Annotated in this window: 14 protein-coding genes; 5 read left to right on the top strand and 9 right to left on the bottom strand. The window is 52.7% G+C overall.

Going from position 1 to position 15,604, the window contains the following annotated elements:
• Nucleotides 1-39 precede the first annotated feature (39 nt).
• From QW71_RS28465 to QW71_RS28445, 5 genes are all read left to right on the top strand, one after another.
• Nucleotides 40-876, top strand: a complete 837-nt coding sequence (locus QW71_RS28465; RefSeq protein ID WP_039307391.1) for a carbohydrate ABC transporter permease — start codon at nt 40-42, stop codon at nt 874-876.
• Between the two features lie 34 nt (nt 877-910).
• Nucleotides 911-2,257, top strand: coding sequence for an ABC transporter substrate-binding protein (locus tag QW71_RS28460; RefSeq protein WP_047014030.1), 1,347 nt, complete (start codon nt 911-913; stop codon nt 2,255-2,257).
• A 61-nt stretch (nt 2,258-2,318) separates the two neighbouring features.
• Nucleotides 2,319-3,149 carry an HAD family phosphatase gene (locus tag QW71_RS28455; RefSeq protein WP_052770369.1) on the top strand — a complete coding sequence of 277 codons (831 nt, stop codon included), beginning with the start codon at nt 2,319-2,321 and terminating at the stop codon, nt 3,147-3,149.
• A 96-nt stretch (nt 3,150-3,245) separates the two neighbouring features.
• On the top strand, nt 3,246-3,587 hold the full coding sequence (locus QW71_RS28450) for a multidrug efflux SMR transporter (protein ID WP_039307319.1): 342 nt from the start codon (nt 3,246-3,248) through the stop codon (nt 3,585-3,587).
• Between the two features lie 41 nt (nt 3,588-3,628).
• On the top strand, nt 3,629-4,552 hold the full coding sequence (locus QW71_RS28445) for a metallophosphoesterase (RefSeq protein ID WP_039307318.1): 924 nt from the start codon (nt 3,629-3,631) through the stop codon (nt 4,550-4,552).
• 139 nt (nt 4,553-4,691) lie between these two features.
• Here QW71_RS28445 and QW71_RS28440 read toward each other — a convergent pair whose 3' ends face one another.
• From QW71_RS28440 to QW71_RS28395, 9 genes are all read right to left on the bottom strand, one after another.
• On the bottom strand, nt 4,692-5,516 hold the full coding sequence (locus tag QW71_RS28440) for a MetQ/NlpA family ABC transporter substrate-binding protein (protein WP_039307385.1): 825 nt from the start codon (nt 5,514-5,516) through the stop codon (nt 4,692-4,694).
• A gap of 87 nt (nt 5,517-5,603) precedes the next feature.
• Nucleotides 5,604-6,266 (bottom strand): methionine ABC transporter permease, encoded by a 663-nt coding sequence (locus tag QW71_RS28435; RefSeq protein WP_039307317.1) that lies wholly within the window; start codon nt 6,264-6,266, stop codon nt 5,604-5,606.
• Nucleotides 6,259-7,020, bottom strand: a complete 762-nt coding sequence (locus tag QW71_RS28430) for a methionine ABC transporter ATP-binding protein (RefSeq protein ID WP_083442766.1) — start codon at nt 7,018-7,020, stop codon at nt 6,259-6,261. Before QW71_RS28430 ends, QW71_RS28435 begins: the two co-directional genes overlap by 8 nt.
• Nucleotides 7,021-7,309: 289 nt before the next feature.
• The gene (locus QW71_RS28420) at nt 7,310-8,323 is read right to left on the bottom strand and encodes an endo-1,4-beta-xylanase (RefSeq protein ID WP_083442765.1); all 1,014 of its coding nucleotides are present in this window, start codon (nt 8,321-8,323) and stop codon (nt 7,310-7,312) included.
• A 62-nt stretch (nt 8,324-8,385) separates the two neighbouring features.
• The gene (locus tag QW71_RS28415; RefSeq protein WP_083442769.1) at nt 8,386-9,345 is read right to left on the bottom strand and encodes a carbohydrate ABC transporter permease; all 960 of its coding nucleotides are present in this window, start codon (nt 9,343-9,345) and stop codon (nt 8,386-8,388) included.
• A 2-nt stretch (nt 9,346-9,347) separates the two neighbouring features.
• On the bottom strand, nt 9,348-10,325 hold the full coding sequence (locus tag QW71_RS28410; RefSeq protein WP_039307312.1) for a sugar ABC transporter permease: 978 nt from the start codon (nt 10,323-10,325) through the stop codon (nt 9,348-9,350).
• Between the two features lie 89 nt (nt 10,326-10,414).
• Nucleotides 10,415-12,106 carry a sugar ABC transporter substrate-binding protein gene (locus QW71_RS28405; RefSeq protein WP_039307310.1) on the bottom strand — a complete coding sequence of 564 codons (1,692 nt, stop codon included), beginning with the start codon at nt 12,104-12,106 and terminating at the stop codon, nt 10,415-10,417.
• Nucleotides 12,107-12,220: 114 nt separating this feature from the next.
• Nucleotides 12,221-13,765: a response regulator gene (locus QW71_RS28400; protein ID WP_039307307.1), complete on the bottom strand. Its 1,545-nt coding sequence runs from the start codon at nt 13,763-13,765 to the stop codon at nt 12,221-12,223.
• A 3-nt stretch (nt 13,766-13,768) separates the two neighbouring features.
• Entirely contained in the window at nt 13,769-15,592 is a 1,824-nt protein-coding gene (locus QW71_RS28395) for a sensor histidine kinase (protein WP_039307304.1), read from the bottom strand.
• Nucleotides 15,593-15,604: the final 12 nt, after the last annotated feature.

Here is a 15,604-nt window from a genome sequence, read left to right as displayed (position 1 = left end):
GTTCTTATCTTTCGTACAAGGAGGTCTCACCGCTTGCGTATGCTCACACGTCTCAGCGGACCGGCCCGCCAGATTTTTTTCGCCGCGCTTGCTCTGCTGATGGCTTTTCCGTTCTACTGGATGGTTACCAGCGCACTCAAAACCAATGATGAAATCTGGCGCTCCCCGCCCACGCTCTGGCCAGAGGTGCCGCTCTGGGGGAATTTCGCCGCAGCCTGGAACGAGGCCCCCTTCGCCAGATATATGGGCAACAGCATCTTCGTGGCTGTCTCCATTGTCATCCTGCAGACGATCAATTCCGGGATGATGGCGTATGCGCTGACGCATATGAAGTTCCGCCTGAAGGGTGTTTTTGCCGGAGTCATTCTGTTCGGTTACATGGTTCCGGCTACAGCCGTCTATCTGCCCGGATATCTGGTATTGTCCGAGCTGCATCTGCTGAACTCCTATGCCGGCCTGATTCTCTCTAATTGTGTAAGTATCTTCTCCATCTTCCTGATCAGACAAGCCTTCCTGCAGGTGTCGCATGAGCTGGTGGAGGCGGGTGAAGTGGACGGCGCTTCGCATATGCGGATTCTCTGGACGGTGCTGGTGCCGGTTACGCGGTCATCCTTCGCCGTACTGGCGCTGATTACCTTCATTGATCAGTACAACAATTATTTCTGGCCGATGCTGATTACCAAGGACCCTAGCCTGCAGCTGGTATCAGCCGGTCTGCGCAGCTTCTTCGTGGAAGGAGGTGCGTACGGACTGAAATGGCCGCTCATTATGGCCGCCAGCGCCTTCACGATTGCCCCGCTGCTGCTTGTCTTCCTGCTGGCGCAGAAAACGATTATGCAAAGTGTCAACATGACCGCAGGCTCCAGTAAAGGCTGAAATCTAACACTTCCAAACAAAGAGGAGAATGATGATGAACGTATTCAAAAGGTTGTCTGCAGTATCCATGATCGCCGGACTTTCCGTACTCACCGCCTGTGGCGGTAATTCTGCTTCGGGTAATGTTACGGCAGCGGACGGTGCCGCCACAGTGCCTGCCGCTAATGCTGCTCCGGCTGGAGGCGCACCGGTAACTATTGAATTCTGGTATGGACTCGGCGGCAAGCTCGGCGAAAATATGGAATCGCTCATTCAGAAATTCAATGCCTCCCAGCAGGAGGTCATCGTCAAGGGCATTGTGCAGGCAGATTATACAGAAACCGAACAGAAGCTTCAGGCAGCTATCGCTACCGGGCAGGTTCCGGCAGCCGTGCTCTCCTCCAATATAGACTGGGCCCGCAAAGGCTACTTCGCAGCGATGGATGAGCTGATTGCCGGGCAGCCGGATTTCAATCAGGCGGATTTCGTCCAGACCTTCCTGAGTCAGGGCCAGGTTGACGGCAAGCAGTACTTCCTTCCGATGTATGGAACGACACAGGTGATGTACTACCGTAAGGATGCTTTTGAGAAAGCCGGCATTGATGCCAGCCAGATTAAGACCTGGGAAGACCTCGCTGCAGCTGCCAAGAAAATGACAGTCACAGAAGGCGGCAAAACCAGCTTCTACGGCTGGGAGCCGATGTGGGGCTCCGGCAATATGATTGACGCTGTACTCAGTAAAGGCGTCAACATTCTCAGTGAGGATGGCAAAACGGTTACGATTGACTCTCCTGAATGGATCGAGACCTGGGACTTCTTCCGCCAGTCGATTCATGAAGACAAGACCATGCGTATTCACTCCGGCGGACAAGGCTGGGAGTACTGGTACAAGACGATTGACGATGTAATGAAAGGCCAGGCGGCCGGATACACCGGCTCCAGCGGCGACCAGGGCGATCTCGACTTCAGCATCGTCTCCGCGATGGAGCAGCCGGGCTGGGCCGGAGTCGGCGAAGGCAAACCTGTGGCTCAGGCAATTATGGCCGGTATTCCTGCCAAGGCTGGAGATGCCGAGCAGCAGGCTGCTATGAAATGGCTGGCCTACTTCACGAACTCCGAGAATACCGCCTTCTGGTCCATTAACACCGGATATATTTCCGTCCGCCAGTCTGCACTCGAAGATCCGGCATTCGTCACATTCAGTGAGACTAATCCGCAGATCAAAATCCCGTTACAGCAGGCCTCTCACGCCTCCGCTCCCTTCCAGGACCCTACCGGCGGCAAAATCAACGATGCCCTGACAATCGCTGCGGACAAGGTGCAGATTGAGAATATTCCGGCGGCTGAAGCCCTTAAGGAAGCGCAGCAAACCGCCCAGGCGGCCTTGGATAAACTGAAATAACCGGCAATTCATGCTCTAAATACTTCAGGTAATGAACTATCAGATACAGGAGGACGGCAGCATGCCTACGCTCATTACCCCGCACGGGGAGCAACCCATATCCGCCATTCTGTTCGACAAGGATGGCACCCTCCTGGAGTTCGTCTCCCTCTGGGGCAGCTGGGGCGAGTGTTTCCTCGCCCGGTTCTCGCGGCAGCTGGAGGAGCGTGGCCTTGAATTTCCGGCGCAGCACCTGGCCTCGCTGCTCGGGACCGTTCACGATGCAGAAGGCAGAATTATTGATTATGACCGTAACGGCCCCCTGGCCATGGGAACCATGAGCGATCTCTATGCCATTCTGTCCTGGCAGGGCTATCTGCTTGGCTTATCCTGGGCAGAGTCGATGGAACTGACTGACCGCTGCCGTCAGGAGGCGGATGCATTAATGGAGCAGAGCAAGCCAGTGCTCCCGCTCCCCGGCCTGCTGCATTTCCTTGACGAGTGCGCAGCCGAAGGAATTCCGCTGGCCGTAGTCACTGCCGATGAAACCGCAGCGGCGGAGAATCACCTCCGCTGGCTCGGCATCCGCGGGTATTTCAGCGCCGTGATCGGCACAGATCAGGTGGAGCGCGGCAAGCCCTTCCCCGACATGGCGCTGCTGGCCTGCGAACGTCTGGGGATACAGCCGGCCGAAGCTGCCGTGATCGGCGACACGAACGGCGATATGCGGATGGCCAAGGCTGCCGGGATGGCGGTGGCCATCGGGATTGCCGGCAATGCGGCAGCCGGGCCGGCAGCTGCTGCTGCGACCAGAGCAGCTGCCAGCTGCTGCTGCGACCAGAGCAGCTGCCGTTGCCGCCAGCAGCCCGGCCGACGTGAATGCAGCGGCAACAGAACGGGCTGCTGGCAGTAGCCGTGCGGCAGATACACGGCCTGTACGCACTCTTTTACCGGATGCAGATTGTCTGGTGCAGTCTTATGCAGAGCTTGGTATAGGAAGGATAGCACGATGAGGGCCGAGGGGGCCTTAGCCTGGGTGTTTCTCGCAATGGCGATTGTGTTCGAGCTCTCCGGAACCCTCTCGATGAAACTATCCCACGGCTTCACCCGGCCCTGGCCCTCCGTGCTGATGTTCCTGTTCTACGGGATAAGCTTCACCTCGCTCAATGTTGCCCTTACCTCCATCAAAGTTGGAGTTGCTTATGCGGTATGGTCGGGGGCAGGCATCATCCTGATCTCCGTGGCGGGCGCGCTATTTTTTGAAGAACGGCTGACCTTCTCCTCACTCTTGTGGGTGACCGTAATCGTAGCCGGAATAGTGGGATTGAACATTAGTGCCAAAGGGCATTAGCAGATTATTCACACATCATCAAAGGAGGCTCTCCCTGCGAAATGAACACAAGCGGACATGGCGGACAACCGCCGCTGTTAACCTTCCAGATTATTACCGACACCCATGTCACGGCCGATCCGGCACATGAATACAATCTGAATTTCGAACGGGCACTGCAGGATTTGGCCGTCCATGCGCAGGGCAGCAGCGGAATTATGCATATCGGGGATATCACGGATCATGGCTTCGCAGAGGAATATGCGGAGGTCCACCGTATTCTTCAGCTGCATCAGGCATCGCTGCCTGAGATCCGCTTCACCTTGGGCAATCATGATGTGGGCCTCGGCCACTGGGAATCCCGCCTTGCAATGTACACTTCCCGTATGGGTATGCCTGGTCCCTATCATGACCATTGGACCGGCGGGTATCATTTCATCTTCCTTGGAACTGAGGAGGGTCTGCCCACGTTCTGCAATCTGTCGGACGAACAGCTTAAGTGGCTGGACCGTAAACTCGGAGAACAGGCACCGGACAATCGGCAGTCTGGCGGGCAGATGGAGCTGGAGCTCGGTGCAGCCGCGCCGCCGGATCAGCCGGTCTTTCTCTTCCTGCACCAGCCGCTGAAGGACACGGTGGCCGGTTCGCTGGAGTCACAGGAGTGGTATGGCGTTACACAGGATAAGGAGCTACGCTCCATCCTGTCGAGATATCCGCAGACGCTGCTCTTCACCGGACATACCCACTGGGAGCTGGAGGCCGGCAATACAATGTACCCCGGCAACGGGGAGACAGCTACCATGTTCAACGCCGCTTCTGTCGCCTACCTCTGGACGAATGCGGATGAGCACAAGACGGGCAGCCAGGGCTTCTATGTGGAGGTCTACGCTGATAAGGTGCTTGTACGGGGCCGCAATTTCACTACGGGAACCTGGGTGGAGGCGGCGCAGTATGAGGTTGTTAACACTGTTAATGTACGCAGCTAATTCCCCGCAGCGTCTCTATTTAATAGCCAAGCTTCATTATAAAAGCTGCAATAAAAACAGCCTTCTCCGTCAATAAGGAGAAGGCTGCTGTGCGTAAAGGCTGCAAAACTATACATCCGTTTGCGGATGCAGTCTATTTTCAAAAAGCAGGCAACGCAATATCCGCGTAATTATCCTCAAGGAACTTCTTCACTTCCGGGCCGCTGATCGCCTTAGCCAGCTTCTGGATCGCCTCGGAATCCTTGTTGTCCTCACGGGCAACGAGCGTGATCGTAAATGCGGAATCCTCACCTTCGGTGATCAGCGCATCCTTCTTGGGGGTCAGGCCGAGCGGGCTGGCATACGCCGGAGTCATCGCCACCAGGTCCGCATCATCCAGCATCCGGGCCAGCATCAGCAGATCGACCTCCTCGAACTTATAGTTCTTGGTATTGGCGGTAATGTCCGCCTGGGTCGCCTGGATGCCAACCCCTTCCTTCAGCGTAATCAGTCCGGCATCCGCGAACATTTGCAGGGAGCGTCCGATATTCGAAGGATCATTCGCCATTACGAGGGTTGCTCCATCAGCCAGTTCATCAATGCTCTTGTAGCGTTTAGAATAACCGCCATAGATGGCATCATATACTGGCTGAACGGCTACCAGGCTTGAACCTTTGCTGGCATTGAACTGTTCCATGTAAGGCACATGCTGGAAGAAGTTTGCGTCCACCTCTTTGTTCGCCAGCGCTTCGTTAGGCTGCACGTTATCGGACAGCACCACAACCTCCATATCCACGCCTTCTTCTTTCAGGATCGGCTTCACGATATCAAGAATATCCGTCATCGGCGGAATCAGCGAGGCTACCTTAATCTTCACAGGTTCAGTGCTGGTGGCAGCCGGTGTCTCTTCTGCTTCCTTGTTGTTTCCGCAGCCCGCAAGCGCGAGTACCAATACGAGCAGTGTTAATCCGAAGGCAGCTTTCATTCTTGTTCCGGTTCTCTTAACCGTTCCGTTTCCTGCAATTATCGTCTTTTTCATTGTTATCTCCAGCCCCCATTGTTATATAGTTTCTCAGCGTTTATCCAGCAGTCTTGCCAGTGTACTTCCTGTGAACTGAATCAATTGCACCAGCACAATCATGACGAGTATGGCGTAGATCATCACTTCTGTCTCGAACCGCTGATATCCGTAGCGGATCGCGAAATCGCCAACCCCGCCGCCGCCGACCACGCCCATTACTGTTGAAAAAGAAATGAAGCTGATCGTAGAGGCTGTCAATCCCAGCACCAGTCCGGAACGGGCCTCCACATACAGAAACTTAAAGATCACTCCCAGTCTGGATGCCCCCATGGATAACGCCGCTTCTATCGTTCCTCTGGGAACCTCCAGCAGAGACTGCTCCACCAGCCGTGAATAATAGGCAATAGCGACGATAGACAGCGGCACCGTTGCCGCCAGCGTGCCAATCGCCGTTCCCACCACCAGGCGGGTGAACGGAATCAGAGCTACTACCAGCAGCAGGAACGGAAACGAACGCACCACATTTACGATGCTGTTCAGTATGAGAGACAAGCTTCTGTTCTCATACAATTGGCCTTTGCGGCAAAAATACAGCAGTGTCCCCAGCGGAAGCCCCAGCAGCAGCGCGGCCCCCACGGAGATTCCGACCATCACAAAGGTCTCTCCGATCGACTGCCACATCTGATCCTGATACTTCAGCATGCTCTCAAACATAGGGTTCCCCCGTTCTTCCCGTAATTCTCTCCCGGTAGGAGCCCGAATGACTCCCCGGCGGAAGAAATCCGACCTCATCCCGGGAAAAGAAATCAACCATCCGCCCGCTCTCCATTACAGATACCTCTGAGCAGATGCTCCGGACGACATCCAGCTCATGGGTAACTATAACGACAGTAACACCGAGCGAATCATTGATGTGGCGGAGCACACCCAGGATATCCGCCGTGGTGCCCGGATCAAGCGCGGAGGTCGGCTCATCGCACAGCAGCAGCTTCGGATTGTTCGCCAGCGCCCGGGCAATCGCTACCCGCTGGCGCTGGCCGCCGCTGAGCTGTGCCGGATACTGATTAGCTTTGTCCGCAAGACCGACAAACTGCAGACATTCCAGCGCCCGCTTCATCCGTCCGGCACGCGGCACTCCGGCAAGCTCCAGCGGAATCGCCACATTGCGGCTGACGGTGGCATTGCCGACAAGATTGAACTGCTGAAAGATCATGCCGATTCTTTGCCGCTGCTGCCGCAGCTCCTTGTCCGGCAGCTCTGTAAGCAGCTTGGCGTCTACAGTAACCGTTCCCATATCGGGCCGCTCCAGCAGATTGATCAGCCTCAGGAGTGTAGATTTGCCGGCACCGCTTGCCCCGATAATGCCGTGAATAGCACCCGTCTTCACTTCAAGCGATACATTGTCCACAGCAGTATAAGGGCCGTCCTTCAGAGCGAAGCTTTTGCTAACCTGACTCAGTGATAGAATATGAAGCCCTCCTCAATAGACTGTCTGGACTACAGCTCTCCACCTTCGGCTGTATTGTACTATAATTATTTAAAATCTGTTTCATTAAAAATCTCTTTAAATAATAAGGCATTTCTTCCGCTGTGTCATCATTTTTCTCAAAATGATTTATAAGCGCTCCGGAATGGATCCCCATTATAAGGATGCCCCTGGGCCGTTTGGGATTATTCTTTTGTATACGCAAAAAAGGATGCGGCCCTAATAGGGCCCCATCCTTTTTTTGCTATTTTATAAGAAAAATCTCCTCCGCTCAGCGGTTCCCCGGCACAATCCGGTTATACGCAGGCTTGGGCTGATGCTTCTCATCGAACAGAAACGGCCAGTTCTTCCGTCCCCGGACCGGGAAATCATCCAGCCAGGTATAGTCATCGGCTGCGCCCCAGAAGGTGACAGAGGAGATGACCTCGCGGTATTCCTTCAGCAGCCGGAACACGGCTTCATACCGCTCCGCCTGCAGCTCAAGCAGTTCCGCAGGAGGAGCCTTAAGATCCGTTCGCCTGTCATCGAAGCGGAACAGCGACAGATCAAGCTCCGTAAGCTGCAGCTGAAGACCGAGCGAAGCATATTTCTCAATCGCTTCCCTGATTTCATCCAGGCCCGGATCATACAGATTCCAGTGGGCCTGCAAGCCGACGCCGTGCACCGGCACCTCCCGGTCAATCAGGGATTTCATGAGCGTGTAAATTTTGTCCCGCTTCTGCGGGTCGGATTCATTATAGTCATTGTAGAAGAGCAGCGCCTGCGGGTCCGCTTCATGCGCGTACCGGAACGCTTCGGCAATGAATTCCGGTCCGGCGATCTCCAGCCATTTGGAGGGGCGCAGCAGCTCACTGCCTTCATCGGCAATAGCTTCATTGACCACATCCCAGGCGTAGATATCTCCCCGGTAACGCCCGACCACGGTCTCAATATGACTTTTGAGCCGGGCCAGCAGTGTATTCTTGTCTACGATGCCATGCGTTTTGTCCTCAAACAGCCAATCGGTTGTCTGATTATGCCATACGAGGGTATGCCCGCGCATCGCCATGCCATGCTTCCGGGCAAAGGCTGCCAGCGTATCCGCCGCCCCGAAACGATAGATATCCTCTGCCGGATGCAGACTCTCAAACTTCATCTCATTCTCGGCAGTAATGCTGTTGAAATGATAAGCCAGCAGCTTTTCCTGTGAACTGGCCGTCCGCGGATTGACCGCTGCGCCGATCTTGAAATCACCAGCGAACACCAGCTTCAGTGCAGGCTCCTTGAAGTCCAGGCTTTCTCTCACGGCTAACAACACTCCTTATTCACATTAGTCGGATCAGGCAAAGCAAGCACCGTTCCGGCCGCCTATTCTTTCACACTGCCGACATTCAAGCCCACTACAAAGTACTTCTGCATAAACGGATACACCAGCAGGATAGGCACAGAGGCCACGACTGTGATAGCTGCCCGTATAGAGAGCGGTGTCACCATCGCTCTTGCCGAATTCTGATCCATCCCCACCCCATTCTGTACGGTTGGGTTGCCGTTGGAATTCATCGTTGAGGATAGCAGCTTCATCAGCTCATATTGCAGCGTACTGAGATTCTGTCTGGATGAGGTATAGATAAAGGCATCGAACCAGGAGTTCCACGCGCCGACAGCCACAAACAGTGCGATGGTAGCCAGCACCGGCTTGCAGAGCGGAAACACCACCCGCATGAATATTCTGAAATCCCCGGCGCCGTCGATCTTCGCCGATTCCAAGAGGCTCTCCGGAATGGTTCCGATATAGGTACGGATGACGATCATATTGAATGCGCTGATCATGGACGGGAAAATATACACCCAGAAGCTGTTTAACAGGTGCAGGTCCTTGATCAGGAAATAGTTCGGGATCAGACCGGCGCTGAAATACATCGTAAGCACAAAGATAACAGTAATCGGCTGGCGGAATACATATTCCCTGCGGCTTAAGGTGTATGCAAGCATTGTGGTCAGAAAAATATTGAGTATCGTAGAAATCACTGTACGGGCTACTGAAACCAGGAAAGCGTCAAAAATAGTTCCCGTGGCAAAAATTGCCCTGTAATTCTGAAAAGTCCATTCTCTCGGCCATAAGTAAATACCGCCGCGGATCGTATCGTTCCCTTCATTAAACGAAACAGCTATCGTATTGATGAATGGATATAATGTCACAACCACCAGACAGATCATAAAGAGCGTATTGAAGGAAGTGAACAGAATCGGCTCAAGCCTTCCGGTGCCTAGACTCCTTTTCACCGTATAGCCTGCTTTTGGCCCAGGGCTAATTTGTCGGTTATCCATCATTATAACAACCTCTCTTCCCCAAGCCGCTTGGAAATCCCATTAGCCATAAGCAGCAAGGTTACACTGACAACTGTTTTGAAAATCCCGCCCGCAGTCGCGAGTGAATAATTCCCTTGGGCAAGCCCGTATTTAAGCACGAAGATATCTATCGTCTCCGCCCAGTCCACTACCAGCCCGTTGCCCAGCAGATACTGCACTTCAAAGCCTGCTTCCAGGACATGTCCTATGGACATAATCATCAGAATTACAATCGTTGCTTTGATACCAGGCAGGGTTACAAACATCATCTTCTTGTAACGGTTAGCACCGTCAATTTCGGCAGCTTCATAAAGGGCCGGGTCAATGGAGGCAATGGCCGCCAGATAAATAATGGTATTCCAGCCCACTTCCTTCCACACATGCGAAGCCCCTACGATTCCCCAGAAGTACTTTCCCTCACTGAGCCATAGAATCGGCTCTTTAATCAGATGCAGCTTCATCAGAACGATATTTACAATCCCGTCGTTAATGGAGAGCGAGGTGGCCACAATGCCGGTAACGATAATCCAGGACAGGAAGTGGGGCAGATAAGAGATTGTCTGCACGGTCCTTTTCCAGAAGACCTTCTTGATTTCATTCAGCAGCAGCGCAAGCACGATGGCTGTAACAAAACCGAGAATCAGATTGATAAGCCCCATCGCCAGCGTGTTGCGCAGTACACGAATAAAGTTATCATCTGTAAACAGAAACCTGAATTGCTTGAGTCCCACCCATTCCTGTTCACCGAAGGACTTCGCCGGCTTGTAATTCTGAAAGGCCATGGTCCAGCCCCAAACGGGAACATAGGCAAAAAGAATAATGTAGAGCATCAAAGGCACAGACATCCAAATAAGCTGATTCTGGTTTTTGATCAAGCGCCAGGTAATCGGCTGTTTTTTCTTCTTTCGGTTCTTCTTCGGATGCCGGACGACGGTATCTATTTCTAGGGTCTCATCCATATTCGTTGTCTCCTACTCCATGAAATTAATTTAGCAAGTGGAAGGCCCTAATCGGCCCTCCACCCTCTGATCCCGGAAACAGCGTTCCGTTATTTACTCCAGTTCTCAATTCTCCACTTAATCTGCTCATTGATCTTGTCTTCATATGCCTTCACATTAGCCTTTTCGATCTGTCCGGTGTAATCGGTCCATACGGAATCGAAATCTGCCGGGTCGGCAAGGATGGCTTTAGGCAGGAACTTGGTCTGCAGTTCATTCAGTTTGGTACTGGCTATTTTGGCATCCGATCCTTCAATTAAGTCGATGGACCAGGCAGGATAATAGACCGGGTTGGCAGGAGGTTCACTGAAGAAGTCCACGTAAGAGTCAAAGCCATAGGCATCAAGCACTTCCTTGTCAAAAGGCTTCAGACCCGCTTTGTATTCTTCCGGCTGTGCAGCAGCATCCGTTGAGTTGCCGTCACTGAAGCTTCCTTCGGTTTTGGGCAGGTAATCAAACATCGCTTTGGCTTTGTTGGCCAGCTGCCAGGTGGCATCGGCTGCATTGTCACGCTGTTCCTGGGTTCTCATAAATCTGCCGTTCTCCACGATATAATCTTCGCCTTCCACACCCCAGGAGAACGTTTTCTGCCAGTCTTCCTGGATCAGAGTGTCGAGCAGCTTGATGATCTGCACGGCATTTTTGGCATTGATGCTGATACCGAAGCCGTTGTTAAGGTTAAGAACGGCAAGATCGCGGTAGTAGTCTTTGGTCGACTCGTCGTATACGAGCGGAAGACCGACATAGGTGCGTTCAATTTTACCTTGGGTAGTCAGAGAATCCTCAGCAGCGTTGAAGTTCCAGTGCTGGTCGAACATCCCCAGAACGGTACCGCTGGACAGCTTTGCCATATACTGGTCATAGTTCTGTACGAAGGTCTCTTTATCGATCAGACCCTTCTGGTTGATTTCATTCAGCTTCTGGTAGTATTGCTTCGCATAATCTTTATTTGCAAACACTTCAGCTACGCCGTCATTGACAACCACACCGCCATCGTTTGGATGGCCGATCAGATGCTGCGGCGCATTGAACAGACCCCAGTTTTTCCAGTCATAGTTCAGGATTTCGAACCCGATCGTCGGGCTTCCATCGATTTTAGGATATTTCGCCTTATACTGCTCAATCAGGTCAAAGTATTGATCCAGAGTCTTCACCTGCGGATAATTGAATTCCTTGAGGACAGCTTTTTGAATCCAGAAAGCAGGTCCCGAATACCAGGAGCTGTTGACCTTACCATTGTATACACCGTAGTTAGGCAGGATATAAATATGGCCGTCGTTCGGGTCCTTCATCATGTTCCAGTAATCGGCATAATGCGCTTTCAAATTTGGCGCATGCTCTTCAATCAGGTCTTCCAGCGGAATATAAGCCCCTGCTGCTGTAAGCTTGGTATTCCCGGTCATGAGGTCCGGGTAATCCTGGCCGGCAATCATAACGCCCAGCTTCTGGTTAATGTCACCTGCTAGGAATTCCATATCGAAGCTGGCTCCGGTTTCTTCCTTGATCTTCTTGTAAATTTTGTTGTCCGGTGTCGGCTGTTGTCCAGCTGCGCCGATGAATACGCTTACCTTAAATGGCTCTATCTTGCCTTCCGTGTTAGCTGAAGCGGTTCCTGCCGCAGTTGTCTCTTCAGCTTTGCCCGCAGTATTGTTGTTGTTGCCCCCGCAGCCGGATAGCGTAAAGCTAAGGGATAACAGAACAATCAGGGAAAACTTGTACATCGCTTTTGACTTGCCCCCCATAAAGCACCTCCATAATGTGTTGGTCTTTAATTTGTAAGCACTTACATATATGAATTATAGAGGTGATCCGCCTGCTAAAATACGACCGAATTAAAGGTATACCCCCATAAAAGTTTAGAACTTTGTATGGCGGTACTCATTCGGGCCCATGTGCATCTCCTTCTCAAACCGTTTCAAAAACTGGCCGTAATTGACATAACCTACACGTTCAGCTATCTCCGATAGCTTCAGCTTGCTGCCGCGCAGCAGAACCGCCGCCTCCTGAATCCGCAGATGATGCAGCTGCTCATTGAAGGTCATGCCGTTCTTCTTAATCAGCAATTGCCCCAGATAGACGGGATGCAGGAAGAAGACCTCTGCCAGCTTCTGAATGCTCAGACTCTCCTGAAAATGCGCACTGATATACTCGTTAATCTCCTGCACAATGCCATGCGACTTTTGATTCTGCTCACGCATCAGGAGATCAATTGCCATTTCACCGCATAATAATAAGCGGCTGAGCAGTTCATCCAGCGGGATCATGGCCTGCTGGATCTCCGCGATTCCAGACCCTGCCGCCCCCTGCTCCCTGCCTCCGTCCTCCGCCCCGGGCGCGAGCTCGGTGATCCGGTACATGAGATGAATCACAATTTTCCGAACCACCTCCGGCGCCACCTGCTGTGCACGGAAGCTGTGGTCTGCTTCCTCCAGCGCTCTGCGGTAACCGTCCGCATCGAGCAGATTAACAGAATCAAGCAGGGCATCCATCAGCCGGATATGGTCATAATGATAGCTGAAGGGATGGCCCTGTATCCCGCGGTAAGCCAGAACCCCGGCATACTCAGGATTATAGAAAAAATGCTGCAAAGCTTCTTTGGCACTGCGGTAACTCTCCGCAATCCCCGGCAGGGAGTTCTCCGGGGCGCCAATGGCCATATAGATCTGTCCGCTGCCGTATTCCTGCCGGAGGATGTTCAGCCCCTCTTCTATTGTGCCGCCTTCAGGTCTGTCTGCCGGCATACCGTATACAATTCCGAGAATGCCCGCCTCCAGATCCATCATCACCATGACCGGATAGGCGGCCAGCAGGGCAGCCGCCCTTCCCCGCAGCTCTGCATACAGCTCCGGGACAGTCTGAATCAGACAAAGATTCCAGGTGCTGACCCCCTGAAAGCCAGGCAGGCGATCCAGCAGCTCCTGAAGCGCCGGGTCTGCTTTTTTCCCGTACAGCAGTCCTCTAATTAAGGCCACCGCCTCTTCTTCAGAGGCAATCTCATGAATCATTCTGCGGTTCGCTTCCTGTTCCAGCTCCTGATGAATTTCCCGCAATTCCTCAGCGGCCTCCTCCGGAAAGACCGGCTTCAGCAGATAATGACTGATTCCGTAGCTGATGGCCGTACGGGCATATTCAAATTCACTGTAGCCGCTCAGAATCACGAACTTGGGTCTGCCGGCATCCTGCTCTTGCCAGGCCTCTATCATCTCCAAACCATTCATCAGCGGCATGTTCACATCTGTAATCACCAGGTCCGGCTCCAGCAGCTTCATCAGCCGCAGCCCCTCCCGGCCGTTGCCGCAGGTTCCGCACAGCTCGAAGCCGAGTTCCTCCCAATCAATCCACAGCTGCATACCTTCGAGGGCGCTCGGCTCATCATCGATTAATAATACTTTGTATTTCACAGGTTACACCTCTCCTTCCAAGGGATGATTCATCTCCAGCAGCCTGAGCGGAATGCCGAAGGTGACCAAGGTCCCCAGACCCGGTGTGCTGGATATCTCGAAGCGCACCTGATCGGCATAATACAGCTCCAGCCTGCGGTAGACGTTGCGGATTCCGATATTGGCCCCGGAGGAGTCCTCCTTGCGGATGGCAAACAGCAGCTCTTTAAGCTTATCCGGCTCTATGCCTTTGCCGTTATCCGATACGCTAATCTGCAGCCGGTTATCCAGCACTGCCGTGCTCACCCGGATAATGCCAAGCCCTTCAATCGTCTGCAAGCCATGCTTGCAGGAGTTCTCGACCAGAGGCTGCATGCTCAGCTTCGGAATTTTATATTTCAGTGACTGCTCATCAATCTCAAACACATAGTCGAATTTATCCCTGAACCTGAATTTCTCGATTTTGAGATACATCTCGATGAATGTGATCTCCTCCTGCACCGACACCAGGTCTTCCTTCCAGCTGAGCAGCCTGCGCAGCAGCTTCGACAGGCTTTTCACAATATCCGTAACATCGGAATACTTATTCTTGGTGCAGACCACCAGAATCGCATTCAGCGTATTGAACAGAAAATGGGGGTTCATCTGGCTCTGCAGGAAGTTCAGCTCCGCCCTGACGCGCTCCATCTCCAGATTCTTGCTCTGGATCTCCAGCTTATACACATCGTTGATCAGCGAGTGGATTCTGGAGGTCATCCGGTTGAAATTGTGAATTAAGCCGCCAATCTCATCCCGCCCCTCATCGATGGTGATCAGCTCAAACTTCTCGTTAGACACCTTTTGCATATGACGGGACAGGCGTTTCACCCGGTAATTGTAAGAGCGCAGCATAATATAGATGAACCCGCTGGTCAGCAGCGTAAGCGTTGTTGCCAGCGCAGCCGCGTACAGACGTATATCCAGAATCGCCTGGGAAATCCGCTCACCCTGGGTGATTCCGGCAATTCTCCAGCCTTTGAGATAGTTGGCCGTACCCACAGCTACTATCCGAACATCCTCCTCCTGACCTTGACCGTTACCCAGCTGATCGAATAAGGGATAGGGCTCTTTGGTGAGCCGCTGATAGCCGCTGTCCGCTGACATGACAATCTTGTTCTGCTCATTGATGAGGTAGAGGCTTAAGTAATCCTTCTCCCGGACAATAATGTCGTAGATCTCATTAAGATCCAGATCAATGCGCAGCACTTTCTCATACTTATTCAAGTTTCTGTAATTATCCATCGTTTCAACTACACTTAGCGTAGGGATTGACGATGCCAGATTCTTGTTCTCACTCGTCCGGTAGGCGGTCACAAACACCTGGGTACTCGAATTCTTCGCCTGTCTATACCAGTCGCTGGCCCACACCTTGTCATTCATGACCTGGTAATTCCCGCCGGATACAATGGTGCGGTTGTCTGTGTAGATGCTGATCCGCTCCAGCTGGTTGTTGACAGGCATGTAGCTGTTCATCCGGTCCCTCAGCTGTTCGTCGAACATATTATAGAATTCTATGGAGTCCGTGTAGGTGCGGTCCAGCATCTCGTACAGATTCTTATCCGTAGACAATGCATATCCGACGGAGACCCCCCCTTCGATGAAATCAAGAATATCCTTGCGCGCCCGCTCCAGAGAAATCTCCAGGTTCTGCTGTTCTCTGGACTTGATAAGATCCGTAATCCGGTCCAGAAATACAAGATTAAGCACCATTATAGGCAGGAGTACGCCGACAATATAGATCAGGTAGAACTTGTAATTGAGCGGGATATCGTTAACAATCGTCGTGAATTTGAATCTTTTTCTCCACATGCCTTATGCACC

Origin of the sequence: Paenibacillus sp. IHB B 3415 (assembly GCF_000802655.2) — a bacterium.
In the GTDB taxonomy this organism is placed as follows: Bacteria; Bacillota; Bacilli; order Paenibacillales; family Paenibacillaceae; genus Paenibacillus_AQ; species Paenibacillus_AQ phytohabitans.
The sequence above is the reverse complement of the archived record's forward strand: the minus strand, read 5'-3'. Positions and strand labels throughout refer to the sequence as shown.

Excerpts from the sequence above, each read along its gene's own strand:
- QW71_RS28460 (WP_047014030.1), top strand. The coding sequence starts at position 911 with ATGAACGTATTCAAAAGGTTGTCTGCAGTATCCATGATCGCCGGACTT.
- QW71_RS28450 (WP_039307319.1), top strand. The coding sequence starts at position 3,246 with ATGAGGGCCGAGGGGGCCTTAGCCTGGGTGTTTCTCGCAATGGCGATT.
- QW71_RS28435 (WP_039307317.1), bottom strand. The coding sequence starts at position 6,266 with ATGTTTGAGAGCATGCTGAAGTATCAGGATCAGATGTGGCAGTCGATC.
- QW71_RS28405 (WP_039307310.1), bottom strand. The coding sequence starts at position 12,106 with ATGGGGGGCAAGTCAAAAGCGATGTACAAGTTTTCCCTGATTGTTCTG.
- QW71_RS28455 (WP_052770369.1), top strand. The coding sequence starts at position 2,319 with ATGCCTACGCTCATTACCCCGCACGGGGAGCAACCCATATCCGCCATT.
- QW71_RS28415 (WP_083442769.1), bottom strand. The coding sequence starts at position 9,345 with ATGGATAACCGACAAATTAGCCCTGGGCCAAAAGCAGGCTATACGGTG.
- QW71_RS28410 (WP_039307312.1), bottom strand. The coding sequence starts at position 10,325 with ATGGATGAGACCCTAGAAATAGATACCGTCGTCCGGCATCCGAAGAAG.
- QW71_RS28465 (WP_039307391.1), top strand. The coding sequence starts at position 40 with ATGCTCACACGTCTCAGCGGACCGGCCCGCCAGATTTTTTTCGCCGCG.
- QW71_RS28445 (WP_039307318.1), top strand. The coding sequence starts at position 3,629 with ATGAACACAAGCGGACATGGCGGACAACCGCCGCTGTTAACCTTCCAG.
- QW71_RS28395 (WP_039307304.1), bottom strand. The coding sequence starts at position 15,592 with ATGTGGAGAAAAAGATTCAAATTCACGACGATTGTTAACGATATCCCG.
- QW71_RS28440 (WP_039307385.1), bottom strand. The coding sequence starts at position 5,516 with ATGAAAGCTGCCTTCGGATTAACACTGCTCGTATTGGTACTCGCGCTT.